The organism is Psychrobacter sp. 1176_08, assembly GCF_052850615.1.
Genome location: NZ_VXCU01000010.1, coordinates 87,681 through 114,301, shown reverse-complemented (window position 1 = coordinate 114,301; position 26,621 = coordinate 87,681). Strand labels below are relative to the sequence as shown.

21 protein-coding genes are annotated in these 26,621 nt (G+C 43.9%); 10 read left to right on the top strand and 11 right to left on the bottom strand.

Annotated elements, in window-relative coordinates; translation table 11 throughout:
- Positions 1–463: 463 nt before the first annotated feature.
- Positions 464–1,027, bottom strand: a complete 564-nt coding sequence (locus tag FW759_RS12880) for a DNA glycosylase (protein WP_446443191.1) — start codon at positions 1,025–1,027, stop codon at positions 464–466.
- 419 nt (positions 1,028–1,446) lie between these two features.
- On the opposite strand from FW759_RS12880, the gene upp reads away from it, so the two are divergent.
- Positions 1,447–2,106 carry a uracil phosphoribosyltransferase gene (upp, locus tag FW759_RS12875; RefSeq protein WP_062845579.1) on the top strand — a complete coding sequence of 220 codons (660 nt, stop codon included), beginning with the start codon at positions 1,447–1,449 and terminating at the stop codon, positions 2,104–2,106.
- Positions 2,107–2,188: 82 nt separating this feature from the next.
- The gene (locus tag FW759_RS12870) at positions 2,189–2,941 is read left to right on the top strand and encodes an SDR family NAD(P)-dependent oxidoreductase (protein ID WP_443530538.1); all 753 of its coding nucleotides are present in this window, start codon (positions 2,189–2,191) and stop codon (positions 2,939–2,941) included.
- A 24-nt stretch (positions 2,942–2,965) separates the two neighbouring features.
- Here FW759_RS12870 and FW759_RS12865 read toward each other — a convergent pair whose 3' ends face one another.
- A complete protein-coding gene (locus tag FW759_RS12865; protein WP_443530537.1) occupies positions 2,966–3,649 on the bottom strand; it encodes a hypothetical protein in 684 nt (227 codons plus the stop codon).
- Positions 3,650–3,982: 333 nt separating this feature from the next.
- Here FW759_RS12865 and FW759_RS12860 point away from each other — a divergent pair, with 333 nt between their 5' ends.
- Both FW759_RS12860 and FW759_RS12855 read left to right on the top strand, forming a co-directional pair.
- Entirely contained in the window at positions 3,983–4,936 is a 954-nt protein-coding gene (locus tag FW759_RS12860; protein ID WP_443530536.1) for an alpha/beta fold hydrolase, read from the top strand.
- 218 nt (positions 4,937–5,154) lie between these two features.
- Positions 5,155–5,991, top strand: a complete 837-nt coding sequence (locus FW759_RS12855) for an alpha/beta fold hydrolase (RefSeq protein WP_446443189.1) — start codon at positions 5,155–5,157, stop codon at positions 5,989–5,991.
- 76 nt (positions 5,992–6,067) lie between these two features.
- Here FW759_RS12855 and FW759_RS12850 read toward each other — a convergent pair whose 3' ends face one another.
- Genes FW759_RS12850 through tyrS form a run of 3 tightly spaced genes read right to left on the bottom strand, consistent with a single transcriptional unit; the run spans position 6,068 to position 8,312 of the window.
- The gene (locus tag FW759_RS12850; RefSeq protein WP_443530534.1) at positions 6,068–6,307 is read right to left on the bottom strand and encodes a DUF1653 domain-containing protein; all 240 of its coding nucleotides are present in this window, start codon (positions 6,305–6,307) and stop codon (positions 6,068–6,070) included.
- Positions 6,308–6,318: 11 nt separating this feature from the next.
- A complete protein-coding gene (locus FW759_RS12845) occupies positions 6,319–7,095 on the bottom strand; it encodes a TIR domain-containing protein (RefSeq protein ID WP_446443188.1) in 777 nt (258 codons plus the stop codon).
- 2 nt (positions 7,096–7,097) lie between these two features.
- The gene (gene tyrS / locus FW759_RS12840; protein WP_443530532.1) at positions 7,098–8,312 is read right to left on the bottom strand and encodes a tyrosine--tRNA ligase; all 1,215 of its coding nucleotides are present in this window, start codon (positions 8,310–8,312) and stop codon (positions 7,098–7,100) included.
- Between the two features lie 119 nt (positions 8,313–8,431).
- Here tyrS and FW759_RS12835 point away from each other — a divergent pair, with 119 nt between their 5' ends.
- The 3 genes from FW759_RS12835 to FW759_RS12825 all read left to right on the top strand — a co-directional run bounded on the left by FW759_RS12835 (position 8,432) and on the right by FW759_RS12825 (position 12,292).
- On the top strand, positions 8,432–9,802 hold the full coding sequence (locus FW759_RS12835; protein ID WP_446443187.1) for an anhydro-N-acetylmuramic acid kinase: 1,371 nt from the start codon (positions 8,432–8,434) through the stop codon (positions 9,800–9,802).
- A gap of 257 nt (positions 9,803–10,059) precedes the next feature.
- Positions 10,060–11,331 carry a beta-ketoacyl-ACP synthase II gene (gene fabF / locus FW759_RS12830; RefSeq protein ID WP_257011776.1) on the top strand — a complete coding sequence of 424 codons (1,272 nt, stop codon included), beginning with the start codon at positions 10,060–10,062 and terminating at the stop codon, positions 11,329–11,331.
- A 124-nt stretch (positions 11,332–11,455) separates the two neighbouring features.
- Positions 11,456–12,292: a hypothetical protein gene (locus FW759_RS12825; RefSeq protein ID WP_446443186.1), complete on the top strand. Its 837-nt coding sequence runs from the start codon at positions 11,456–11,458 to the stop codon at positions 12,290–12,292.
- Positions 12,293–12,502: 210 nt separating this feature from the next.
- On the opposite strand, the gene FW759_RS12820 is transcribed toward FW759_RS12825, so the two are convergent.
- From FW759_RS12820 to FW759_RS12800, 5 genes are all read right to left on the bottom strand, one after another.
- Positions 12,503–14,320 (bottom strand): aminopeptidase P family protein, encoded by a 1,818-nt coding sequence (locus FW759_RS12820; RefSeq protein ID WP_446443185.1) that lies wholly within the window; start codon positions 14,318–14,320, stop codon positions 12,503–12,505.
- Positions 14,321–14,658: 338 nt separating this feature from the next.
- Entirely contained in the window at positions 14,659–16,221 is a 1,563-nt protein-coding gene (locus FW759_RS12815) for a peptide MFS transporter (RefSeq protein ID WP_446443184.1), read from the bottom strand.
- Between the two features lie 370 nt (positions 16,222–16,591).
- Positions 16,592–17,041: a hypothetical protein gene (locus FW759_RS12810; protein WP_446443183.1), complete on the bottom strand. Its 450-nt coding sequence runs from the start codon at positions 17,039–17,041 to the stop codon at positions 16,592–16,594.
- Between the two features lie 144 nt (positions 17,042–17,185).
- The gene (gene lnt / locus FW759_RS12805) at positions 17,186–18,766 is read right to left on the bottom strand and encodes an apolipoprotein N-acyltransferase (RefSeq protein ID WP_446443182.1); all 1,581 of its coding nucleotides are present in this window, start codon (positions 18,764–18,766) and stop codon (positions 17,186–17,188) included.
- A 247-nt stretch (positions 18,767–19,013) separates the two neighbouring features.
- Positions 19,014–19,913, bottom strand: a complete 900-nt coding sequence (locus FW759_RS12800) for a transporter associated domain-containing protein (RefSeq protein WP_062845593.1) — start codon at positions 19,911–19,913, stop codon at positions 19,014–19,016.
- 251 nt (positions 19,914–20,164) lie between these two features.
- Here FW759_RS12800 and FW759_RS12795 point away from each other — a divergent pair, with 251 nt between their 5' ends.
- Entirely contained in the window at positions 20,165–21,529 is a 1,365-nt protein-coding gene (locus tag FW759_RS12795; protein WP_443530525.1) for an Lnb N-terminal periplasmic domain-containing protein, read from the top strand.
- Between the two features lie 122 nt (positions 21,530–21,651).
- Here the strand turns inward: FW759_RS12795 and FW759_RS12790 are convergent, their stop codons facing one another.
- Positions 21,652–22,179, bottom strand: coding sequence for a YcgN family cysteine cluster protein (locus tag FW759_RS12790; RefSeq protein ID WP_443530543.1), 528 nt, complete (start codon positions 22,177–22,179; stop codon positions 21,652–21,654).
- Positions 22,180–22,415: 236 nt separating this feature from the next.
- On the opposite strand from FW759_RS12790, the gene FW759_RS12785 reads away from it, so the two are divergent.
- Together FW759_RS12785 and FW759_RS12780 are read left to right on the top strand one after the other, a co-directional pair.
- Positions 22,416–23,153 carry a dienelactone hydrolase family protein gene (locus tag FW759_RS12785; protein ID WP_095569682.1) on the top strand — a complete coding sequence of 246 codons (738 nt, stop codon included), beginning with the start codon at positions 22,416–22,418 and terminating at the stop codon, positions 23,151–23,153.
- A gap of 212 nt (positions 23,154–23,365) precedes the next feature.
- Positions 23,366–26,500 (top strand): DUF2339 domain-containing protein, encoded by a 3,135-nt coding sequence (locus FW759_RS12780; protein ID WP_446443181.1) that lies wholly within the window; start codon positions 23,366–23,368, stop codon positions 26,498–26,500.
- The last annotated feature ends 121 nt before the right edge of the window (positions 26,501–26,621 follow it).

Sequence of the window (26,621 nt, the reverse complement as noted above, 5' to 3'; positions counted from 1 at the left end):
GTCTCAATCACTGTCGTCCAGTCATCGATATATAGGGTATTACTTTCGCTATTCGCTCATCCCGTTACCGGTTAAGCTATCTAGCGAGCCGACTATCTTATCATAATGATTTGAATTGTCAAGCTTTTTTATAATTTGTTTCATCAGGTTAACTGCGTTAGTAATGTGTAATTCACACATCCTTCACTGCCAGTCCGTCTTGATGAGGGCGTATTATAGAGAGTTTGAACGAAGTGTCAACCAATTTTATACAAGTTTCTTCATTTATTTTACCAAAATATGGAAATACTAATTTTTTCAATAGCTTAGGTTTTGACTATTTTTGATAGATCGAAAGATCAGCTATAGGTATGTTTTTTATTATAGTTTGCCCTAGCAAAAATAGTCGGTTTCAGTAGATAGATGGCTTTTACTATTTTTAGACCTTCTTTTCTATTAGAGCAATCCTCCCTATACTTTTACTTTATAACTTTCCCATCTTTTCAAAAAATTCTCTATAAGCAGCGACTTTTTTGTCTAATGCTAGCGGATAAGCGCGTGAGGTAGATGGCAACCTATATAAAGTTAAGTCATTAACAGAACTGGTTTGCTCATCGGTTTGCCACTGGTAAGGATAGTCCATACTTTGATTGGTCTTAGGATATTTTGATTTGGCTGGTGGGGTCTCAAGCAAACTCATCAAAACTTCTGTTGCCTTACCGCCTGTGGTAAATAAAGTCTTTACTTGGGGCACTTGCGGCAAAATACTGTCCAAATCAACGCGAGTAACGACTGTTAGGTTTTTATCAGAAGCATTGCCCGTCTCTCGAATGGCTTGTTTGACCGTGGGACAAGAAGCGATGCCGCGCTCAAACATAAAGGCACGAATACGTTCAGGATCGAAACGTTTTTCGTCGTCTACCCGAAAATAGTCAGCATCATCGAAGAACACACGACCATAAATCCGCCACATATCATTATAAAAGTTAGGGTAATGAAAGCTCATTGCCCATTTGTCAGCCGTGGGCGGGAACGTTCCCATCATCATAACAGTGGCATGCGCTGGCAGCACAGGAGGAAATGGATGCGTTTCTATTGCAGCGGCTCTTGTATTGGATAATATTGTCTGCTCAGCATCTGAGTGATTATGGTTTTGAACATTAGCAGGTTGTGTAGTCATGATATTCTTCATCAGAAAAGTGGTTTTTTTGGTATCATAGCAGGCCTAAACACTGCCTCACTTAGAGTGGCTTTATATAGCCAAGTATAGTGAGTGAAATACGGCCGGCTTTTATAGTGGTTATAGGCGCTGAAAAAATAACGCTGAGCCAATCTGGCTGTTATGGCTTTGATCTTACTATGTGGCCATAATTTATAGCGTTAAAGTGCGGTAAGTGTTTGTATCTTTTATACTAATAGCAACCGCAGTGACTGCGCAAGCATCAGACCAAAACCAAGAGAGTTCTTATGAGTGACTTAAACAGCGATTTAAACATTACGGTAATTGATCATCCACTAGTCCGTCATAAGCTCAGCCTAATGCGCGAAAAAGATTGTAGTACTTATAAATTTCGCACATTGACCAAAGAGCTTGCGCGCTTGATGGCTTATGAAGCAAGCCGTGATTTTGAGATTGAAACCTTCCCAATGCAAGGCTGGTGTGGCGAAATCACTGGTGAGCAAATCATCGGTAAGACAGCGACGATTGTACCGATTTTGCGTGCGGGTATTGGCATGCTTGATGGGGTGCTCGATTTGATTCCTACTGCCAAGATTTCTGTTGTGGGTTTACAACGTGATGAAGAAACCTTACAGCCAGTGCCTTTCTTTGAAAAGTTTGTGAGCCACATGGACAAACGCCCTGCACTTATCATTGATCCAATGCTCGCAACGGGCGGCTCAATGGTTGCGACCATTGAGATGCTAAAGAAAAACGGCTGTACCAATATCAAAGCGTTGGTTTTGGTTGCGGCACCTGAAGGCGTACGCTTAGTCAATGAAGCGCATCCTGACGTGACCATTTATACCGCTGCGCTTGACAGCCATTTGGATGAGCACGGTTATATCATTCCTGGTCTGGGTGATGCGGGTGATAAAATCTTTGGTAAGCAATTATCAAATAGATAAATCGAATGGATAATTAGTATCAAGATAAAAACCGTCATCAAGATTATATAAAAGCACACAGCATCAATGATAAGGAGCAGTAATGAACGTATTGATTACAGGAGCAAGTGCTGGTTTTGGTAAAGCACTGGCTGAGCGTTTGGTCGCAAAAGGTCACCGTGTCATTGGTTGTGCCAGGCGTTTAGATAAGCTTAATGCCTTGGCAAAGACTTTGGGCGAAAACTTTTTACCTGTGGTGATGGATGTCAGCGATACTGATTCGATTCCGAATATCATTGCCAATCTGCCGGACGGTTTTAATCAAATCGATGTCTTGGTCAACAATGCTGGTCTCGCACTCGGTACAGAGCCTGCACACAAAGCCAGTCTTGGTGACTGGATGCGCATGACCGATACCAATGTTAAAGGTTTAATCGCACTGACTCATGCTGTCTTGCCAGCGATGGTGGATCGTGACAGCGGTTACATCATCAATGTCGGCTCGATTGCGGGCAACTGGCCATACTTTGGCGGCAATGTCTACGGCGCAACCAAGGCATTTGTCAAACAGTTCAGCTTAAACTTGCGCGCTGATCTGGTCGGTACGCAAGTGCGTGTGACCAATATTGAACCGGGCGTCGTGGCAGGTACTGAGTTTTCAAATGTGCGCTATCATGGCGATGATGATAAGGCTGCAAAAGTATATGATGGCTTTAAAACCATGACGGGTGAAGATATTGGCGATATTTTATTATGGCTGATTGAATCGCCTGCTCATATCAACGTCAATCGCTTGGAAGTAATGCCAGTGGCACAAACTTATAATGGTTTGACAATTGCCAAGCAAGACAAATAAACTTTTATCTTACGGTAAAGTCTATCAACGTAATTCGTAAGACCGAAGCAACATAGTCTCTATAAACATAGATTCTATCAACATAGACTCTATGTTGCTTTTTTTTATATCCTCGATGGTTCTCTCATTGACCAAGCGTAAATCCTGAAAATCTAAAATCAAAACCTCATTTCGCAGGCGCTCACTGGTGCGTTTGTTGTGACGTATAGGGAATCCCAATACTTGCTTACCTGTGACTTTTATTTCATTAACAATCATCTTTGAGCCGTTTGTAGTCTTTTTTTCCATCATTTTTTTTGCATTGGCTATGACGGTGGCTGGATTGACTGTGGTGGTAAGTAGCTTGGTTTGTCGAACGCTTTTTGGCAAATCCCCTGCAAAAAATAATATCTGCTCTAGTGGCAAATACTGCGCGTGACGCGTCAACTCTTGACGAAATAATGCAGGCATATCGGTATTGAAGCTGTCTTCTGTTTGCTGAGAGTACGCTGTAAACTGCCTGTGCAAGTAACGTCCAAACACAGTGGTGTTGACCCATTCTATATAGACATCGTTTGCAAGCAACTGCTTGGTGAATGTCTGCGCATCTGGTGTGATACGTCCTGTCAGCATCGCTATCAAAAAATCTTGCGGACTGATAAAGGTTTGCTGCTGCCAAACTTGCGGATAAAGACTATTATCCAATAGTGGTAAGGTTAACTTACTCATGCACTAACCTCCTTGTTTATTGGCAAACAGATGACTTACTAACCATCGAAGTTTTTACCGCTGGTTTTTATGCTATGGTTCTTTTGATGATCCTAATATGTAGTCAATTCAATTTAAAATAAATACAGCAATGCCAACGTCATATTTGCTTGCTGTGCCTTAGCAGATAGAGGCGACGAAAATATACCGTTGGCAGTGGATTATCATTGTCGTACCTTTTTTATTTAGAATTAACTATAGCAGTCTTTTCTTGGTGCAGGTTACCTAAAATGGCTGGCTAAATAAGTGGACATAAAATCGGCTACATTTACTTTAGACTTGCTGTGACTTGATATGAAAATAAACCGACTTTCTCTACCGACTCATTATCCATTCAAGACCATATATATCGCGGCGGCTGATGGCACGCAATTACCAGTTTCTGTTATTGGCAACGGTCAACCTATCATGATGCTACATGCTTATGGGATGGATGCGCGTGAATTTTTGCCATTTATTTTACCGTTAACAGGGCAATATCAATTTTACCTTCCGCACTTTAGAGGGTTTGGCGCGGCAAAGGATATCAAACTCACTCAGTTTGATTTCGTACGTGAGTATGCTGACGATATCAACCTTGTGGTTGAGCACATTTGTCTTGCTCACAAGGTAGAGTCCTTACCCATCGCAGCGATTTCTATGGGTGCACTCGTCATGTGGTCTTACTTTACCTATTTTGGTGTATCTCGCGTCAATCGTTATTTAAACATCGATCAAAGCCCTGTGATTCACAATCAATCAGATTGGGATGGAGGATTGTTTGGTGATCGGCAAGAAGAAGTGTTTGGTATCTTACAAGATATTGTTGATATGACATTACCCTACGCACAAGTTGAGCACTTTACTCACCTGCCCTTTGCACTCAAGCGCCGAGTGACGGATGTTGAACGTCTGTTTTCTTTACTATCGGTAAGCCGCCCGCGCTCAAAAGCCTTGGTAAAGATACTGACTCATCAAAACGATCATAAACTAGCATTTTATGACCATAGTACGTGGCAACACAAAATGCGCTGCCTACAAGCCTATTTGGCGATACCTTATGACTTTCGCTCTGTCACAGCCGATGTGACTATTCCAGTCGTTAGTCTTATCGGGGCCAAGTCAGAATTATACGATCCTAAATGGCAGCAAAAAATCACAAAGATGTTACCCAATGCCACTGATATCATTCTACCGCATTCAGGCCATGCCGTACCTATAGATGAACCTATTCAGTTTTTTAAAACAATAAAAGAATTTCTACAATAGTAACTAGGATTTTACACAATCACTTCATAATTACCACTATAACTTTACGACTTGTCATAGCAATGGATTTAGACCAGTCTTATACTAAAAAGCGGTATTGAGCTGAACAGTCATAGGTTAAATAAGTACTTACCAAACAAGTACTAGGCTAGTTAACAGACACCAGCAAGTATCACTCATAAGCAATAAAAATAAAATAATTTCAAAAGGATAAAATCATGCCCTACGTTACAGTTGCAACACAAGACAATGAACCTGTCGATATCTACTATGAGATTCAAGGAAGCGGTAAACCTGTTGTGCTGATTCATGGCTGGCCGCTAAGTGGACGTGCTTGGGAAGCCCAACTTCCTGCACTGGTAGAAGCTGGTTACCAAGTCATTACCTACGACAGACGCGGCTTTGGTCAGTCATCTAAACCTTGGGAAGGCTACGATTACGACACATTGGCACAGGATTTAAAAGCGCTGATGGACACGCTGGATTTAAATGGCGCCACCCTTGTTGGATTTTCGATGGGCGGCGGTGAAGTCGCACGCTACCTCGGTAAATACGGCTCAGATCGTGTTGCCAAAGCGGTGCTTGCCTCTGCCGTTCCCCCGTATTTGTACAAAGCCGATGACAATCCCGATGGTGGTCTTGAAGATGCTGACGTACAAGCGTTTTTGGATGGCGTGCGCGAGGATCGAATCGCTTTCTTAAACGACTTTACTAAGAATTTTTTCACACCAAAAGATGGCTCATTGTTGGTGAGCAAACCCATGCGTTTATATAACCGTGATATCGCAGCATTTGCCTCGCCCAAAGCCACTTACGATTGTGTAAAATCTTTTAGCTACACTGATTTCCGTGATGATCTAAAAGCGTTTGACGTGCCAACTTTAGTGATACATGGTGATTCGGATCAAGTCGTACCGTTTGAAGCGAGTGGTGAACGCTCACATGATATGATTGCAGACAGCCAGCTTCATATTGTTCAAGGTGGCCCGCACGGTATCAATGTCACGCATAAAGACGAGTTCAACGATGTGTTGATTGCATTTTTGAATAGCTAACGGCTTTTTAAAGTATAAAAAAGAGCGACCTTAATAGGTCGCTTTTTTTGTTTACTCAGTTATCAATCATATAATATTAATCATCCAACGCTTTAATGAGCTCAAAGCGTGGTATTTCTTGACCATCTACTATGACCGTTTCGGTAAACATACTCAAAGGACGCACCCAAACGTCGTATTCACCATAGAGACAGCGGTACACGACTAACGATTCTTCTGTTTCTGAATGGGTTGCCGTATGCAGCACTTGATATAAGCTGCCTTTATAATGGCGGTAAATGCCTTGAGAAACTGAATTTTGGTTTTGTTGAGTCATGGCCGTTTCCATTAATCCATTTTATTCATATCGACATTATAGCCAGAGCTTTTCATCTCCCTAGCAATACTATATTTCCAAGCTCCACCTGAATCCATAGACTTATAGACCACACCTGATATGTCATTCGGAATTTCAACATCACCTTTTACAAGTGCAACGACATTTGCTCGACCAATTTTACCAATTAAGAGTCCATGTTCAAAAATTACGTTTTGTCGTGCTCGTGGTTTTAAATTATTTGGTTCGGACTTAACTCCACCAACATCACAAGCCGTATAAAGCACAATAGCAAAACCGACATCCGTATATTTTTCTAACTTTTCTATGATGGTAGCGCCTGAATCGACCTGTTCATGAAGAATCTTGGCTTCAAAACCAAGTTTTTCAACAAACCGTGCTACTTCATTCTTAGCGCCATCATCGTGACCGTGAACGATAAAGACTTTGTTGCAATCAGTCTTTTCAACCTCTGCTTCGATGTTAATCATACTAATATTTTTCGGAAATAATTCCAGCTCTTCGATAATAGTATCAATCAAATTAATAGTTCTATTTTTACCAAAATTCCAAGCGTCAACACGTATCGACTCTGACATACCTGAATAACTATAAGATGAAGAGTAAGTTATTGCTACTATTTCATTATAGTAACTTGAACCCTTACCAAGAATATTTGTTACTAACATTCTTAATCGACGCTTTAATTTATCTAATTGATCCTTGTCTTTATATTTTAAATCGTAAAACTCTTGTTTAATACCATAGAATAACTCGATACTTTCCATATTTATTCTACCGTCACTTTGGCATAGGCTTTTTTGCCTGCTTGGATGACGACTGTCTGGCCTGAGGTTAAGCTAAAGCCAGCATTGACCTCTTCGCCATCTACTTTTACTGCATTGCGTTTTAGCATGTCTTTTGCCGCCGCGCTGTTCTTGGTCAATCCTGCTTGGTTTAGTATCTGCGTGATAAACAAAGCATCTTGACCATCCTCAAGCGTTAACGTCACTTCTGGCAAATCAACCGGCAACTCACCATCTGCTAATACGTTACCCGCTGATTTATGCGCGTTGGCAGCAGCATCGGCATCATGGAAACGCTCGATCAATTCTTCCGCCAAAATGCGTTTGATTTCTTGTGGATTACGACCACCTTCCATCTCACTCATCAGTGCTTCGACTTCTTCCATTGGTTTAAAGCTTAAAAACTCAAAGTAGCGACGAATCAAAGTATCTGGCATTGACAAGATTTTTTGGTACATGGTTCCTGGCGCATCGTAGATGGCGACATAGTTACCAAGAGATTTGGACATTTTATTCACGCCATCCAAGCCTTCTAGGATTGGAACAGTGATACACACTTGCGACTCTTGACCGTAGCGGCCTTGCAAAGTACGTCCCATCAATAAGTTAAAGGTTTGATCGGTACCGCCAAGCTCGACATCGGCTTTTAGTGCGATAGAGTCATACCCTTGTACTAAGGGATAGAGAAACTCATGAATAGAAATCGGCGTTTGCGACGCATAGCGCTTGGAGAAATCATCGCGCTCAAGCATCCGTGAGACCGTTTGCTGACTGGCGAGCTGAATCATATCTGCCGCTGTCATGTCGTTAAACCATTCTGAGTTAAAGACCACGCGGGTTTTTTCTTTGTCCAAAATTTTAAAGACTTGCTCAGCGTAGGTGGTGGCGTTGGCTTTGATTTGCTCGTCAGTCAACGGAGGGCGCGTGCTGTTCTTGCCAGAAGGGTCGCCAATCTTGGCCGTATAATCGCCGATTAAGAAATAAATCTCATGACCCAAGTCTTGAAAATGCTTGAGCTTATTGATCAAAACCGTGTGACCCAAATGCAAATCAGGGGCTGTGGGATCGAAGCCTGCTTTGATACGTAGTGGACGATTGAGCTTGAGCTTAGCAACCAAATCCTCTTCCGATAGGATTTCTTGTGTGCCGCGCTGGATAAGGGCAAGCTGTTCTTCTAGGGTGTAGGTCTGAGTGGTCATGAGGATCTCTTAATGGTCTTTATAAAATGGTGAAAGTACTTGGGCTATTTAGAATCTCGTAGCCGTCAAAAAATGTTAGAATTTGGCAGATATACTAGCGTTTTTTAAGGTAAATTGCCATGACCAAGCCCGTATCAATAACTGATAACCCTCATAGTACCGATATAGATTTAAGTATAAATAGTGGTTTAGACGACCACGTACACAATAATGATGACTTAAATTACGCCACCTTGACCGAAGCACTTGAGCAAACGGTGTTTGAAAACTTCGATGATGGCTTATATATCGGCATGATGTCGGGCACAAGCTTGGATGGTATGGATGCGGTTCTTTGTCAATTTAGCGACTCAGCTAGTCAAGAAAGCGATACGCAGCAGCCCATGCGCTTATTGGCCACTTATAGCCAAGATTTTCCGCCACGACTGCGTGAGGTATTGTTGGCGCTCTGCCAGCCAAATGGTGTGAGTCAATTAACACCAACAGCGGACGAGCCAAGCAGCGAGTTGGATTGGTTTGGCTGGGCAAGTCGTGAGTATGGTGAATTTGCCAGTAACGTGGTCAATAGCTTATTGCAACAAGCCCAAGTAGAGGCAGAAACGGTTTTGGCGATTGGCTGTCATGGTCAAACTGTCCGCCATCGTCCGCACATGGGTTTTAGCTTGCAGCTAGTCGATGCCAATATCATTGCTGAGCGTACTGGTATTAGCGTTGTCAGTGATTTTCGCCGCCGCGATATGGCAGTTGGTGGACAAGGCGCGCCTTTGGTGCCTGCTTTTCATCAAGCGCTATTTACCGCCACGGACAATACGCGTGTACTATTAAACTTGGGCGGTATCGCCAATATAACCGTCTTGCCAGCCGTCTCTCACGAGACGGCAAATCATCACTCAAGTCACGTAATCGGTTATGACACAGGTCCTGCCAATCTGTTATTAGATGCATGGACGACACTGCATACCGACAAAGATTATGATGCAGGCGGTGCGTGGGCGCAGTCAGGACAAATCGTTGAGCCACTATTGAATCAGCTTTTAGAGCATCCTTTTTTTGCTAAGCCTTATCCCAAAAGCACTGGTCGTGAAGACTTTAATCTAGAATGGCTACAAGATGAGCTGCAAAAATTCGATCAAGCGTCTGTTTATACGCGCTATTCATCAGCAGATGTGCAAGCCACCTTGACCGAACTGACGGCGATCAGCGCTAGTATACAAATCAAGCAAGTCTTACTTAAAGAAAAACAAGACTGCGGTGCCATCTACGTGTGCGGTGGCGGTGCGCTTAATGATTATTTGATCGAGCGTTTGCAGGTAAATTTGCCTCATTGTACCGTGGCAACCACCGCAAGTTTAGGACTTGATCCGACATGGGTAGAAGCCGTTGCTTTTGCGTGGTTGTCAAGGCAGACATTGATGGGAGAATCGGGTAATTTGCCTGAAGTAACGGGTGCAAACAAGGGCGTGGTACTGGGTCAAGTTTGTTTTGCCTGACCAGTTCATTTAAGTTTACATGCGTAAACTAATGTGTTTTATAATGGTTGCCAAAATATAGTGATAGCGTTATAAATAACATGACGTTATCACATTAAAATATTAGGAAAACATCATCCTCTTAGGACCATAAGTATAGGATATATCGCATGAGCCAACACAGCAATTCACCTTCCGTGCAAGCTGCAAATAATACTGATGCTGCTCCAGAACAGAAAACGCGCCATAAGCCACCCCACTACGAACGCTCTGATGATATGCGAGTTGTGATCACAGGTATGGGTGCTATCACACCGCTTGGTCTAGACGTGGATAGTTCATGGACAAGCCTACTCAAAGGCGATAGCGGTATTGTGCCCATTACTCATTTTGATGCGACAGAGTACCGTGCGAAAATTGCAGGCGTTGTAAAAGACTTTGATGCCAAAAACTATATGAGCGCCAAGGACGCACGCCGCTATGATGAGTTTATTCATTATGGTATTGCTGCCTCAGCAATGGCATTGAAAAATGCAGGCTTCATTGATGAAGTCAGTGCGGCTGACAGTCCTGTAAAAGACGTTGATCAAGAGCGTTTTGGCATTATCTTAGGTTCAGGTATTGGCGGTATCCAAACCATTGAAAACAGTCGCGATATGCTACATGAAAAAGGTGCAACTAAAGTCTCACCTTTTATTATCCCAGGCTCTATTGTCAATATGGCAGCAGGATTGGTCGCCATTAAGCACAAGTTGCAAGGTCCTAATCTTGCCACATCGACGGCCTGTACCACTGCCACGCACGCAATGGGCCTTGCCGCCCGTTTGATTGCCTATGGTGATGCTGATGTCATGCTGGCTGGCGGTAGCGAAAAAGGCTCCAGTCCACTTGGTATGGCAGGCTTTGGTGCCATGCACGCCCTATCGACCCGCAATGAGGAACCAACCAAAGCCTCGCGTCCCTTTGATAAAGATCGTGATGGGTTTGTACTTGGTGATGGCGCAGGTATGGTGGTCTTAGAAAGCCTTGCTCACGCCAAAGCTCGCGGTGCAACGATTCTAGCAGAACTGGTCGGATTCGGTATGAGTGATGATGCCAGTCATATCACATCGCCACCAGAAGATGGTAGCGGCGCGGCAAGAGCGATGAAAAATGCGCTGAAGGATGCAGGTATTGAGCCTGCTGCAGTTGGATATGTCAACGCGCATGGTACGAGCACGCCTGCAGGTGATGTCGCTGAATCGATTGCTATCGAAACGGTATTTGCGCCAGTGAAAGACAGCATTTTAGTGAGTTCAACCAAGTCCATGACTGGGCACTTACTGGGAGCAGCTGGCGGTATCGAAGCTATCTTTACGATATTAGCCTTACAGCATCAGCATGTGCCGCCGACCATCAACTTGGATAATGTCGAAGACAACTGCAATCTCGATTATGTGGCCAATCAATCACGCAAAGTGGAAAACCTACAGTACGCCGTGTCCAATAGCTTTGGCTTCGGCGGAACGAATGGCTCACTAATTTTTGCACGCTGGCCTATCAATCAGTAAGATGTAAACGCTGACAACGTGAGTCATCCTTACGTTGTAACGTTGTTGTCAGATTGGCTACGTTTGTCCACTTGCAGCCCCTTATCGTACTTGCGTATGATAAGGGGTAATTTTTGGAACATTTATGGACGATACCATGTCAAGCTACTCATTTTCCCAACATTTTTATCAGCGCTGGACGTGTGCTCCTGAACCGATACGCGCTGCCATCACTCAAGAGCTAGAAGATATCACCAACTTATTGCAGACAGAAACCCCTTTTGAAAGCTTTGTTTTTCGCACGCATGATTTGGACGCTCATGTCGATGAGCTGTATGAAAACCATGAAGCTGAGCAAGCCATTGCAAAAGCCATCATCGATAAACAAGAAAAGGAGCGTGCAGCAGCTGAACAACAACGCTTAGAAGATGAAAAAAGCCAAGCAATAGCAGCTGCTAAGCAGCAAGAAGAAGACAGACGTCTTGAAACAGAAGCAACCGCGCAAAAAGAATTAGAAAAAAATGCATTATCAAAGTCAGTGACGGATAACAACAATCCGAATGCCTCTACCGCAGCAAACGATGCAGATAAAATAGGTATTGACGGTAAGAATATCGAAAGTACTGAAAATAACGCTATTGACAATACTGGCAAAGCCTCAGCTGACACAGACACTAAGACCATAGGTGAACCTGCCAATACCATGAATGAGACAAGCATCAAAACCGACAGTGCTATTAAGGCAATTAATACTAAAGCCAGCGCTGCCATTAGCTTGGCATTAAAAGATGCAAACGCAAATACCAATCATCAAGCATTGATTCGTGAACTAGAAATGCAGATTGATGACTATCTTAGCGATCAGATGATGCTAATGTCTGAAAACCTAAAATCTTGGCTACGGGCCGAAGTCACTCAGCATTTAGGTGATCAAGGTACGCCAGTGAAGAAAGAAGAGGACATTAAGAAAAACATTCATTAACAGTGAGCGCCTGATTGACCGTAAGTTTCTACTAAAAGCTTCGACTGAAAATAGTCAAAGGCTCCGTACCAAAAAACGCATAAAAAAGAGCCCCGCCTATGACTGACGGGGCTTTTTTGTATTTTATTCACGATACAAGGCCGTAAAACACCTTATCTTAGTCGCTCTCTGCGCGTTTTGTCCTCATTTTCAGACAAGCAATATTTCTGATTAGATGGCTTGTGTTCGCTCAGTCAACCACTCAAGTGCGGCGCCGTCCACGCGATCTTTTAACTCTGCAAACACTTGGCGATGATACTGATTGAGCCAATCAGTCTCTACTTGGTCCAATAGTGACGGTTCAATCAAACGCGTATCAATTGGGCAGTAAGTGATGGTTTCAAAGTGTAAGAAATCACCAAATTCTGTCTCAGTAGGATTGCCGACTGGCGTGTTGATTACCAAGTTTTCAATACGAATACCCCATTTGCCTTCACGATAGAGACCTGGCTCATTGCTTGAGATCATACCGACTTTCATAGCGCGCTCTTTTGGTGTACTGGCGCTATAAGCAATGACCTGTGGACCTTCATGTACGTTTAAGAAATACCCAACCCCATGACCGGTGCCATGACCATAATCCATCTGCGCTTGCCACAATGGTGCGCGGCAAATGGCATCGATTAATGGAGAAGCAATACCGTCTGGGAAATGAGCGCGTGCTAAGGCAATGTGTGCTTTTAATACTGTAGTAAAGTCACGTTTGTGTTCAGCATTGACCGCTCCGATACCGACCACACGAGTGATATCAGTCGTACCATTTTGATATTGTGCGCCTGAATCAATCAGTAACAATCCGCCTTCCCCTTCATTCACATCGAGGTAGCTAAATTTTTCTGGTGTTGCGCGGTAATGCGGCAATGCGCCATTTTCATTAAACCCTGCAATGGTCGGAAAACTTGGCGATACATAGTGTGGCTGCTGACTACGTACCTCAATCAGCATACTATCAACATCCAACTCGCTTAGACGCTCGCCTGCCTCAAGACGTTGCTCAAACGTCGAAAAGAATTCGCACAGTGCTGCACCATCTTGACGCATGGCTTCACGCACATGGTCAATATCCGCATCAGATTTCACCGACTTTAGCAAAGTACTTGGCGCCATTTGTTCGATAAAACCCACATCATCTGCCATTTTTGATAAGGTGCCGACGGCTACTTTATTTGGGTCTAATAGTAACAAATCTTCTGGCGTCAATGTACCTAGTGCCTCTTGCACAGCCTCATAAGCCGCCAGCGTGATACCGCTTGCGTCCAAATGGTTGGCAATCTCTTTACTGACCTTGCTGTTCTCAACAAATAAGGTAGCACTGTCTTCACTGATTAGCATATGCGCCAAGAATACAGGGTTATAATCGACATCAGCGCCACGTAGATTGGTGAGCCAAGCGATGTCGTCTAAGCTTGATAGTAAATGATGTGTGGCGCCCGCTTCTGCCATATCAGCACGTACCGCAGCCAGTTTGGAAGTAGCAGATTGCGCGACAAACGACGCATCGTGCGAATAGAGTGCAGCATCTGGTAGCGCTGGACGATCTGCCCATATTTCTGCCAGCACATCACGCTCAGTGATTAGAGTAATCTCATGAGCATCAAACGCATTTAACAGACGATCTTGCTCAGCGATAGACAAGACATTGCCATCAACGGCGACACTATCGCCCTCGACCAAATGCTCAGCCAACCAATCAATGTGGCTTGGCTGACCAGGAGCGAGTTTTTCTAAGCTAATACCTGTGTCTTGCAATTGGTCAGCTGCGTGTACCCAGTAGCGACTGTCCGTCCAAAGACCTGCAAAATCTGCCGTCACAACCAATGTACCCACTGAACCTGTAAACCCTGACAACCAGAGTCTTGCCTGCCAATACTCTGGCAAGTATTCAGACAAATGCGGATCTGCTGATGGCACGATAATGGCCGTGAGGTCTTGTGCTGTTAAGGTCTGACGTAGAGTTTCAATACGATCATGGATGATTTGTTTAGTCATAAATTACTTCCTTATTCATATTAGATAGAGCGATGAGGCGGCTATGGATAGCCGTCTTATTTGAATCGGACAACGTGCTGCTTAAAGTGTGTAGAGTCAGTTTGGCAAAAAATAAATTGTAAATAGGCTCAAATATATAAAAACAGTCAGCACACGATGATTGCCGTTGGATATTATTAGATGTTTGGGCAGAACATAAGCTTTCAATAGCCCATAAAAAATACTGCGCTAATTAAAACAATAAAACGTGCTACCAATCATGGTAACACGTCTCATCAGTTATCACTGCTTTAGGCAATACGTACAATCAGCAGTTGATAAAAGGTGCTATCTACTAATTAGCTGACTTGATCTGCTTGCTCGCTCTTTTTGAGCATATTATTGATAGGTTTGGCCAGTACCAATAGGATAACTGCTGTCACCACCAAAAAGACAGTCATCGTTGTAAATAAGGTCGGTAAACCTTCGATTTTGTCAGCAGACACATGACCACCGAAGAAAGCTGCAACCAAGTTACCCATAGCGATAGAGGCAAAGAAAAGCCCCATCATCTGACCTTGCATGCCCTTTGGCGCAAGTTTTGTCATTGAAGACAGACCAACCGGACTCAATGCCAACTCACCAAGTGTCAATAACAACAAACTGCCTACCAACCATAATGGTGATGCCAAGCCGCCATCATTGGTCAAAATGCTTTTTGAAGCAAAGATCATCAAGGCAAAACCAGCGGCCGCAAGTAACATGCCGAGTGCAAACTTAGCCATACTACTTGGTTCAAGACCTTTATTAGCAAGCTTAACCCAAACAATGCTGACGATAGGTGCCAAAATTAAGATAAACAATGGGTTCAAAGACTGGAACCAAATACTTGGGATCTCAAAACCTAAAACATTCAAATCGGTATAACGATCAGCGAACAAGTTAAATGACGTTGGCTGCTGCTCAAAACTTGACCAAAATAGCGTTGAACCAATGATTAGAATAAAACAAATCAGTAAACGCAGTTTGTCCGTCTTATCCAATCTTGGTGAGATAAACATGATGGCAAAATACAATATAACGACCGCTGCAATAATATAGGTCATATACTCTGCGACCATTTGAGGATTGAACGAGATCATACCCGTCGATACCAAAAGCACCACTGCCACCAATAATGCTACAAACCCTGCAACCCAGCGACCTATGTTTTTGTAAATACCGTTGGCGTTTTCCCATTCAGCTGTAATGCCTTTGGCGCGTGCATAACGTGTTAAGTTCTTTTGTGCTGCAAAGCGATAGACCAGTAGCGACACAAGCATGCCAAGACCACCAACACCAAAACCTGCATGCCACATGCCTTTTTCTTTAAAGACACCTACGATAAGGGCGGCCAGCAACGCGCCAATATTGATACCCATATAAAATAACGTAAAACCCCCATCACGGCGGACATCACCTTTGGGATATAAGGCACCAACCATGACTGAGATACAGGTTTTGAATAGTCCTGAACCCAATACGATACATATCAAACCGACAAAAAACAGCGTCATACCGAATACGGCAGACAAGGCAATACACAAATGCCCAACGGCAATAATGATACTACCCCACCACAGTGCGCGCTCTTGACCAAGCCAATTATCTGCCAGCCAACCACCTGGCACTGCTGCCAAATATAACGATCCTGCAAAAATACCGTAAATAGCAGAAGCCGTTACTTCATCAAAGCCGAAACCGCCGCTGCCAACCGTCGCTACCATGAATAATACGAGTAAGGGACGGATACTATAGTAAGAAAATCGTTCCCACATTTCGGTAAAAAATAGAGAACGCAATGGCTTGGGGTGTCCCATAAAACCATTATCTAATGCTTCCAGTTCAGCAGTCCTCGCCTCTGATTTTGATTCTATGCTCATAACTTTATTCCTTTAAAGACCACTGTAATCATGACCAAGCCTCTGATTTCATCATCAGTAGACCTCTGACTTTACCGTCAGACAGTCATGTAAGCGCGTCATTGTTTCATTTGGTTATACTCAAGTAAAGAAAAAGTTGGCTAGGAATTACACAAATACATACAAAGAAAAACCCGAGCTCACAAAATGAGATCGGGTTTTTTTATGAATACTAACGACAACCATACGGTGTTTGTAGCATATTGCACTCAAGCTTTAAATAGGGCAAATATCTCGCGCTTCCCTTTAAAGCCTTGACGTTTGAATACGCTTCTAGTGAGGTAAATGTGCAATAAAGCAACTTTTACGACAAGTTCTTTTTTGGAAAATATTACTGTGCAGCCGTTGGTGTATCAGTCGTATCGCCTGCATCTAAGTCACCATCTGCTTGCTCAGCCGTTAAATCTGCATCGCCAACCGCTGCTTGATTGACAGTACCAGAGGCTGTCGCTGTACCAGACTCTGCCGCAACCACGGCACTATCACCTTCTGTTACTGGAGTGACGGTCGCATCTGCTGCTGTATCCGTTGTTGAGGCATCTGCTGTTGCCGCAGGTGCAGCTGTAGTTTCTGCTGGCGCTGCATCGTCTTCAGCAGCAATTGCTTCAGCCTTATCAGCAGCGGCTGATGCTGCGGTAGTCTCAGCCTTAATATGTTCGCCTGCTGGACGCAAAAATCCAGAAATGCCAATCAATAAGACAATACCTAAAAATAAGGCAATGCCGCACAAAGTATACAGCAGCTCTTTCTTCGGATTGTTGTTGACGATACCTTCTGACATACCTTATCCACCTTGCACAAAATATTTGAAATATTGACCTATTATATCGCAATTTATACTGATTTGTTAAAGCCCTTAAGTATTTAAAGGATTTATTATCGACTACTTCTCTCAATGGCCTTTATGATAAATGATGTCGGCCTACTATACCTGCTTGCTAGAACGAACCTGTGCGCTTGATCCTTTGCCAAAATAGCTCAATACCAATAATAACGCGATGATAAATAAGATAGGATACTGACCAAAACGCATAAAGGGGGTATTGCCAACACGCGCTTGCACCTCACCGCGTAATACCGTGCGTTCAAACTGCGGCGCGCGCTCGACAATATGACCTTTATGATCAATGATTGCCGTCACACCCGTATTGGTTGCCCGCATAAACCAGCGGCCATTTTCAAGCGCGCGCATTTGCACCATTTGTAGATGTTGTAACGGACCGGCTGACGTACCAAACCAAGCATCGTTTGAGATGGTCAATAAAAAGTCCGTACCAATGGCGTTTTTGCGTGTGGTATCTGGATAGGCAACCTCATAACAAATGGCTGATCCCAAATTGTGTCCACGAACGCGTAGCGGTGCCTGTTTATCGCTACCACGACTGTAACTCATGATGTCTTGGCTACCTGCCAGATTCGGCAAAATATCTAACAATCCTTCAAAGGGAATGTACTCGCCAAACGGTACCAGACGTTGTTTTTTATAGAGTCCTTCTGCGTCTGCGCCTAAGGCAATGACACTATTGTAAAATGGCGGATATTTATCGGTACTGGCATCAAACGCTGCTTCATCTTTGTAAGGAATACCCGTAACCCACGTGGTATCCGTCTCCTTGGCCATTTTGACCATTTCATTGATAAAGCCAACCGCTTCCGTCTGAAACATAGGGATAGATGATTCAGGCCACAACACAAGATCGCGATCCCATTCGGTACTCGTCAAGTTTGCATAGATTTTGAGCGTTTCTATCTGATACTCAGTGAGCCATTTGAGATCTTGAGGAATATTGCCTTGGATCAGCGACACAGACAAATCTGGCGTGCCTTTTGGCTTCGTCCATTGCGGATTGATTAACCATAATGCAGTACTAATAACCAATAGCGCCAATGATGGAATCATATAACCACTACGGCGACGCAATAGCTCAACCACACTTGCGGCCAATAAGACCGCGACAAAAGAGATGGCAAAAACGCCCGCAACAGGCGCCAATGAGGACAGCCAATACTGCTCGGTAAAGGCATAACCCACAAACAACCACGGAAAACCGGTAAATAACCACGTTTTCATCCATTCTTGCAAAACCCAAAGCGCTGCAAAAGACAGCGGCTGCTTACCGACTACCTTATTGAATGTTAGCGCCATAAATCCATGAAACAACCCCATGCCCAGCCCCATGAGTGCAATCATAATGAGTGCAAGCCATACAGGCGTATTGCCGTAAACGTGAATAGAGGTATAGAGCCAAAAAGCGCCCACGCACCACAGTCCTGTGCCATAAGCCTGACCGATCAAAAAGGCACGTTTGCCATTCATTGCAGGAATTAACAAGGCGTACAAAATAGCAGGCGACACCAGTGCAAGCGGCCAAATATCATAAGGCGCAAGCGCCAAGGTAAATATTGCGCCTGCCAGCCACGCAATCAGTACCGTCACAAGCATTGGTAAGCCTTTTGGCTTATCAGGGTTCAGACGTTTTTGCAAATCAACAGTAGACAGGCGCATAGCAGTTATCCAAAACCATATTTCTCAAAAATTTAAAGCTTTAGTATCCAAGTAATACTCAAGCCAAAGTAGACCGTATCCAGTTTGATACTGTATCTAAAATTAAACCCGCCCATGATACCAGCCTAGCCTACTGAATGGGTAAAATTGCGTAGCAAAATCCCAATTCTAAAAAGAAAAAAACACGATCGCAATCGTGTTTTTTGAGTGTCGCCTGTCGTCTTTTAATCGTTCATCTAGTAACGCATTAATGACTGCCTATCAATATTTGATGATCTGGATTCATTTTGGTCAGCTCTAGGTTTTGGATAAAACGTCCTTCCACATCGGTAATGGTGATTTTCCAATCGTCTATTACCACGCTCTCCCCTTCCAAATCTCCCACATGACCCAATGCTTGCATGACCAAACCGCCCATGGTATCGACATCGGTATCATCAAATTGGCTACCAAGCTCATCGTTACAGTCTTCAATCACTGTAGAGGCTTGCACACGCCACGTGTTAGATTTTTCGGGATCAGCAATGATGTTATTGATGTCACTGTCTTCATCAAAGTCGTCATGCTCATCGACGATATCGCCGACAATCTCTTCGAGTAGGTCTTCCATCGTGACCACGCCACCAAAATTACCAAACTCATCCACCACAATGGCCATGTGTACTTGTGTGCGCTGCAATGAGCGTAACAAAGTATCAGAGCGCGCGGTCTCACTGATATATAACGGCTGGCGCACCAAATCTCTTAGACGTTTGCTGTCAATTTTTTCTTCTTGGTTGCGAACCATATGAACCAGAATAGGAATTAAGTCTTTTGCCAGTAAGATTCCAATGACGGCATCGTCGTCTTGACTGTCAAATACTGGGTAGCGTGAGTGTGTGGTATCAAGGATGATATCCATCACTTCAGAGATGCTGGTACTTTCGTGTAAACCTATCACTTGCGGACGCGGCGTCATGATTTCACGCACTTGAGTCGCTGGCAGATCTAGCACGCCTTCTAACATATCAACGGTATCAGGTTCTAAAAACTGGCGCGAGTCTTGTACCAAACGAACCAGTTCATCACGGGTTTCAGGGGCGGTCGATAGCCAGCGTTTTAAGCCGCGCATCGACCAACTACTCGGGCTGGGAGTGTCGTCAGACATGGTGTTGTGATTTAACCTCTTTAGTTAATGACAATAAATATAATAAGTAAATAATAGATAACGTGTAGATGGGGACAAACGTCGTGAATAAAACCAATCTTTTATCATTAAACAATAAATAGACCAGCATAAATCAGCTTCACTTTATCGCATGGGTGACTGACATTCAACGACAAATTCACTCAAATTGTATTGTCAGTGTGTTATAAACTTTGCTATGGTCAAAACCTGTGTCTATCAAAGCAATCCTTATGTCGCTACGTTCGTTTTTCTCCCGCCTGTTTAGTTCTCACTCTAATGACCGCCAGTCAAATCATGGTTCACATAGTCGCGTCAGAGAAAACCAAAATCACAGCAAAGAAAACCAAAGCCCTGGTAGAGAAAATAAGGTATTTGGGCATCGACGCGGGTTATCTATATGGCGACACTACATCGTTCAATTTTTTATTGCCCTCACCCTGATATTGTCTGCGATCTGGTTATTGCTGGCTGTTTGGTACCAATTTGGGATAACCAGCGCCATCACTTGGCTGACAACGATTGTGGTGGTTGGACTGTTAGCCACATTGCTTGCAGCGCGTTACTGGCCTCAAATTTTTGATAAAACCCTATTTACTAAAAAAAACGCTACCTCGTACCATAATGCAGACAGCCACTCTTACAAAAGCACTCGTGTTAAATGGCTGACAGGGATTTATGCTGCGACTTGGTTTGCAGGGGTTGGTTGGTTTTTGTCTATCGAACCCAAACAAGATCGTGACTGGATGGCTGAAGTCAGTCAGCGGGTAGATTATAAGCGTGATGCCGCCAACCCTGATTTGATTACGCTCACCAACGTCCGTAATTTTGATTGGCGTACAGATACCGAAGCAACGGAGCATTGGGAAACGCGCACGGTCGATTTGTCCAAGCTGTCTGGTGTTGATGTGACCAACTCTTATTGGATGGGGCCACTCATTGCCCATACCTTAGTCAGTTTTCGCTTTGAAAATGATCGACCACTTGCCTTCTCATTTGAGATTCGTAAAGAAAAAGGCGAATCTTTTTCTGCGCTGGCAGGATTTTTTAGGCGTTATGAGTTAAGCCTGATTGCCGCCGAAGAGCGCGACATTATTTATACTCGTAGTAACGCCCGCGGTGAGCAAGTGTATTTGTTTCCTGTCAGTCATTTGCAACAGCATGAGGTGAGATCGTTATTTGAAGCTTATTTGACTGCTGCTGATGACCTAAATGCTTCGCCCGACTGGTACAACACGCTGCTCAGTAACTGTACCAATATCATTTTTTATATGGCGCGTATTGTTAGTGGCGATCGCCTGCCATGGGATTATCGAATTTGGGTATCAGGCTGGCTACCCAATTACCTATATGATGTCGGCATGTTAGATGCAGCGCCCGAAAATGATAATCAGCCTTGGTCGATGGACACATGGTATGAACGCACCCACATCAATCCAAAAGCACTCGGATTTAATAATCAATCTGGTGCCACATCTGATGATAATGGCCGTGCGTTTTCTCAGCAGATTCGTCAAGGCATTCCTATTCCCCCACTTGCCGATTCGCAAGCATCTGCTGAGGCAAATGCACAATCTACCGCTCAAATTTCTCAATAATATCGCTAGGTTTGGTATGGGGCTTGGATATCATGATTAGGTATAGTGACTAAAATTAATAGGGGTAACCATTAGGTGTAGTGAAAAATAGTGAAAGAGTAATAACAGAAAAGTCATGCAGGCTAAGGGTTTACCCAATTGACCACTCGCATCTCCATCTCTTCATCACTCATGTCCATTTCGCTCACGCAGCGCCCAGCCACACCAACGTTGGCAGCACGCATTTGATGCTGTGTAAGCACTGCATCCCCGGTCAATAACAAATGCCAACTTGGTAACGTCTGCCCTTTATACAAGCGCTTATAGGCACAGTGTGATGGCAACCACATCATGCTTGGCAAATTTTCCATGGTCAACTGAATACAATCTGGTACGTGCTCTTGGCGCGTGGCGTAATGCTGACAATAGCCCGTCGCACAATCCATCAGCTGGCATGTCACATCGGTATATTCAACCAACGCTTCGTCTACATCGCCATTTTCGTCTTCATCAATGTACTTAATCAAGCAGCAACTGCCGCAGCCATCGCACAAGGCCTCCCACTCGCTGTGATTCAATTCATTCAATGTAAATCGCGACCAAAACTCTGGACGCAAGGATGCAGAGGCTTTGGTTTCAGGAAACAAAGTCACAGATGGTTCTACCTGCATATTTGGCTGAGCACCTGAGTGAGGGTTTGATAAAAACTCTGATTCAGTAGTCGAATTGGTATTGTCTTTGTTTAACAAATTGATAGTCATAAATGTGCAGTAGCATTTTGATAAAGAGCGTTACAGTATTATAGCTGTTTTTGCTTGTCATGGGCGTTAAGGTAGTAAAAGTAAAAAACGAGACACTATAAATAATATAGATAACCAAAACTCATAACATAAAAAAGGACAATAATATGTCAATCAAGACTTTTGAATTAATCAGCACAACCGAAAACAATGTTGAACTTATCAGCTATGTTGCACTACCAGAAAACGCCTCTGACGATCATCCCGTTGCTGGTGTTTTAGTTGCTCCAGAATGGTGGGGAATTAGCGATCATACAAAATCAGTGGCCGAGCGTTTAGCCAAAGCTGGTTATGCAGCAGTGGCCATGGATGTATATGGTGAAGGCAAAATTACTACTGATGCGTCCATGGCAAACATGTGGATGGAGCAAGTAACTGCCGATCAAGACATGCTGATGGCTCGCTGCCGCTTGATCCTCAATGATTTTAGCGACCAACTGGCCGTTGATGGTAATAATTTAGGTGCAATTGGTTACTGCTTCGGCGGTAAAATCGTACTCGATATGGCGCGCGAAGCCATGCCATTAAAAGCCGTCGCCACTTTCCATGGTAATCTATCAGCCAAGCAGCCAGCAGATAAAAACTTCACAGCAAAAGTATTGGTTGCTCATGGTCGTGATGATTCAATGGTGTCTATGGACGCGGTTGAAGGACTAAAATCAGAGCTAGATGCTGCTGACGTCGACTATACAATTGATGTCTATGACAATGCTAAGCATGGCTTCACCAACCCGCATGCAGACGAAAAGGCTGCCAAAAATGAGATAGATCTTGGCTACAATGAAGCGGCTGCCAAGCAAAGCTGGGAAAACATGCTTGAGTTCATGAAAACCAACTTGGCATAATTTTCGCTCAAGCATATAAAACAACTGCTTTGTAATATTAGAGCCAATAAGAAATCCATGAGAGGTCAGCTTAATCATTAAGCTGACCTTTTTTTATTAGTATCAATTTTTTATTGCTGTCCGTCATTCGAGGATTCAAGTGACATAGGCAGGCTTGTACTTCTCAGTAAATAGCGTCATTATCCCTTTATTATGAGACAGATTGAGTGACGATGATGTTATATCTCTTGATAACGCAGCTGGGCTGGTTGGCTTTTACGGCTTTACTGATTGTGGTTGTCGCGTTATATAGTAGGATAAGTCAGCAAGTCAAGCAGCTACGCCGCGATGTATTAAAACTACAAATAGCGCTTGAGCAACAAAAAACGCGTGATACAACGTCTGCGCACGCTGACTTAGCTGATAAAAAAGATAGAGACGATGGCTCTGTTGCAAACAATTACATTGATAACTCTTTTCTTAATCAACAAGACTTATCCGTAGATAGCTCTGCTAAGCCACCTACATGGCCACCATCTCGCCCAACCATTGCTACAACCGATCTTTCATCACCCGCTTTTAGTGCTGATTCATTAGACAGCAGTCCGTTAGTCAACGATCAATCCGCCACAACAGCCACCGTTAGACGCAAAAAACAGACCTCACCGATAGAGCCTGATGAGCGTTCATTGCCGATGGTCACATCGTTGATTCATTCTATTAAAAATTGGTTTTTTGGTGGGAATTTAGTCGTACGGGTTGGCGTCTTGGTATTGCTGGTGGGTGTGGTATTATTGCTACGGTTATTGAGCGAATATATTGAGATTTCTATTGCGACTAAGCTCATGGCGATTGGGGTTGCTGGGCTTGGATTGGCAGGACTTGGCTATAAGCTGACGGCAAAACGCTTTTCTTATGGCATTACGCTACAAGGTACGGGCCTCGCGATTGCTTATCTGAGTACCTTCTTCGCTTATAGCGTTTATCAGATTCTTCCGAGTATACCCAGCTTTATTGGACTCGGCGTATTATCAGCTGTCACTATTGCATTGGCGGTTCGGCAAAACGCTTTTCCACTTGCATTACTGGCATTGTCTGGTGGGTTTTTTGCCCCTATTTTGACCAGTGAAGACACAGGTAGCTTGGTTGTATTATTCAGCTATTACCTTTTATTAAATGTCACCATTGCGGTGATTGCTCATTATCGACCTTGGAAAATATTGAATCTGTTTGGGGCGGGCGTGACCTTTGGGCTGGCCTACTATTGGGGCTTAAGTGAAAATCTAACGACGGTCATTCAATCACAGCGCTGGCTTTTGGTGCTGCTAGTCGCGTTACACTGGCTTCTATACCTCTTCGTCGTCATTCGCTACGCGCAGCAAATCATCAGCTACAATACCTTTAATGAATCTGCATTCAACAGCACTCACCCAACCCATAACCCAACAGACGACCTAAAAAATCGGGACAATGAACAAACAACGTATCTGTTTCCCATCGATACGGGCTTATTATTTTCGGTGCCTTTGCTTGCCTTTGGTTTATTCGCCGCGTTGCTAGATGATATTCCCAATGCTTTATCGATGACCAGCGCAATCTTTGCGGCTGTTTATTTTGGTTTGGGCTGGATATTTATCAAGCGCAGTCAGCGCTATGCCTTAATTACAGAAGGCATGTTGGCACTTGGGTTTGGGTTTTTAGCATTGGTCGTGCCTTTAGTGCTCGATGCAGAATGGATTGCCTTTGGTTGGTCCATACAAGGACTGGCACTGGTTTGGTTTGGCAGGCGCTCATTACGTGCGTGGTCCGTATTGTTTGGTTTATTGTTGCAGCTGATTAGCATTGGCATGCTTGTGACGACAGCCGTATTTACGGGTAAAGATTATCCCGTATTGGCCTTGAGTATTTCGGCTCTCAGTTATCTGGGGACTGTCTTTATATTACGTGCCAGCAACTCACCGACGCTATTTACTGTCAAAGCTGGTGATGTATCAGAACCTGCATCAGCCACCATATCTAGCTACGCCGACTCGTTAGGCATCAGCACACGTGCCGCTCACCAATGGTTGCACTCAATCGACAGTCAAAGCCAAGTATTTAAATTTGTGTGGCACAGCCCTAGAGTGATCTCATTTTTGACTTTTACGGCAGTGGTATGGATGCTACACGTACTGATGATTGATTGGGATCATTGGTTTGATATTTGGCAGTCCACAACGACGCTCATTGCGCTCGCGGCGCTCATAAGTCTGTCTGCTTATTGGCTGATTGATCGGTATCAATCGTGGTCAGAGATCAGACACCTGAGCCGCCCGTTATCATGGCTATTTTATGCGATGTTGGTGCTACAGCTACCACAAAATTTTGAGTTTGATTGGCATTGGATAACGGCAGAATGGCTGGTGTTTGCAATCCTAGTAGCGGGTTGGTTGATTGTCGGTCAGCTCTGGTTAAAGACATGGCATGCCGCTGGTGATATATCACGCTACTCTCGAGCAAGTTGGCTTGGCACAGGGATTTTACTGATCGCTGTCACTGCCCATTATGTACTGCCGGATTCTGATGGCGTCATGGCTATCTTAGTCCCTGCTGTTTTAATATTGGCAGGATTGTGGTTCGGCTATCGCTCTATTAATAATTATTCTGGTAATAATCGTTTTGGCAATAATCACAAGCAAGATGCGCAAATAAATGATGAGCAATCTCAAGGATGGCTATATTGGTTCAACTGGCAAAAGGCGCTATTAAGCTGCGCGGCTGTTTTTACTCCGATTGCCCTACTGTGGGTCATTATTACCAACTGGTCGTATGACGGTATGATTTGGGATTTACCTTACTTCCCACTGTTGAACCTATATGATGTCACATCATGGCTGGTGCTATTGATTGGCTTTGGTCTGTATTACCTGTACCAACATCGCCACGCTGACCCTTCAACTGCCTCAAATACCGATATCAAACGCCAGCAAATATTAACCACGGACAATTTCCTCATTGTCTTGGGATTAATCAGTTTTTGGCTGATATCTAGTATGTTAATCAGAACGCTACATGCCTTTATTGGTACACCACTGTGGGACGGCGCTCAAGGCGGTGCATGGAACAGTGAACAAGTACAAACAGGGCTGACGATTTTATGGACACTCCTCGCATTGGTTGCCACCATCATCGCCAGTCGCTACTGGCAGCGCGCACTTTGGTTTATGGGTATTGGTCTGCTTGGCATTGTCGTGCTTAAACTGGTCTTGGTCGATTTGTCACAGACCGACGCGATTTGGCGAGTGATATCGTTTATTGGTGCAGGCAGCTTGATATTGTTAATTGGTTATTTGGCACCCTTGCCGCCAGTTGATAAAGAGCAAGTGTAGTCAACCCAATATAATTATAGTGCTGCCAACATTAAGTTTGTCCCCTTTTTTATTTAGGATTCACTATAGATCAGCCTCAAGAATGGCTTTACGTCGTGCCCGTGTGAAATTGTGCCGTGAG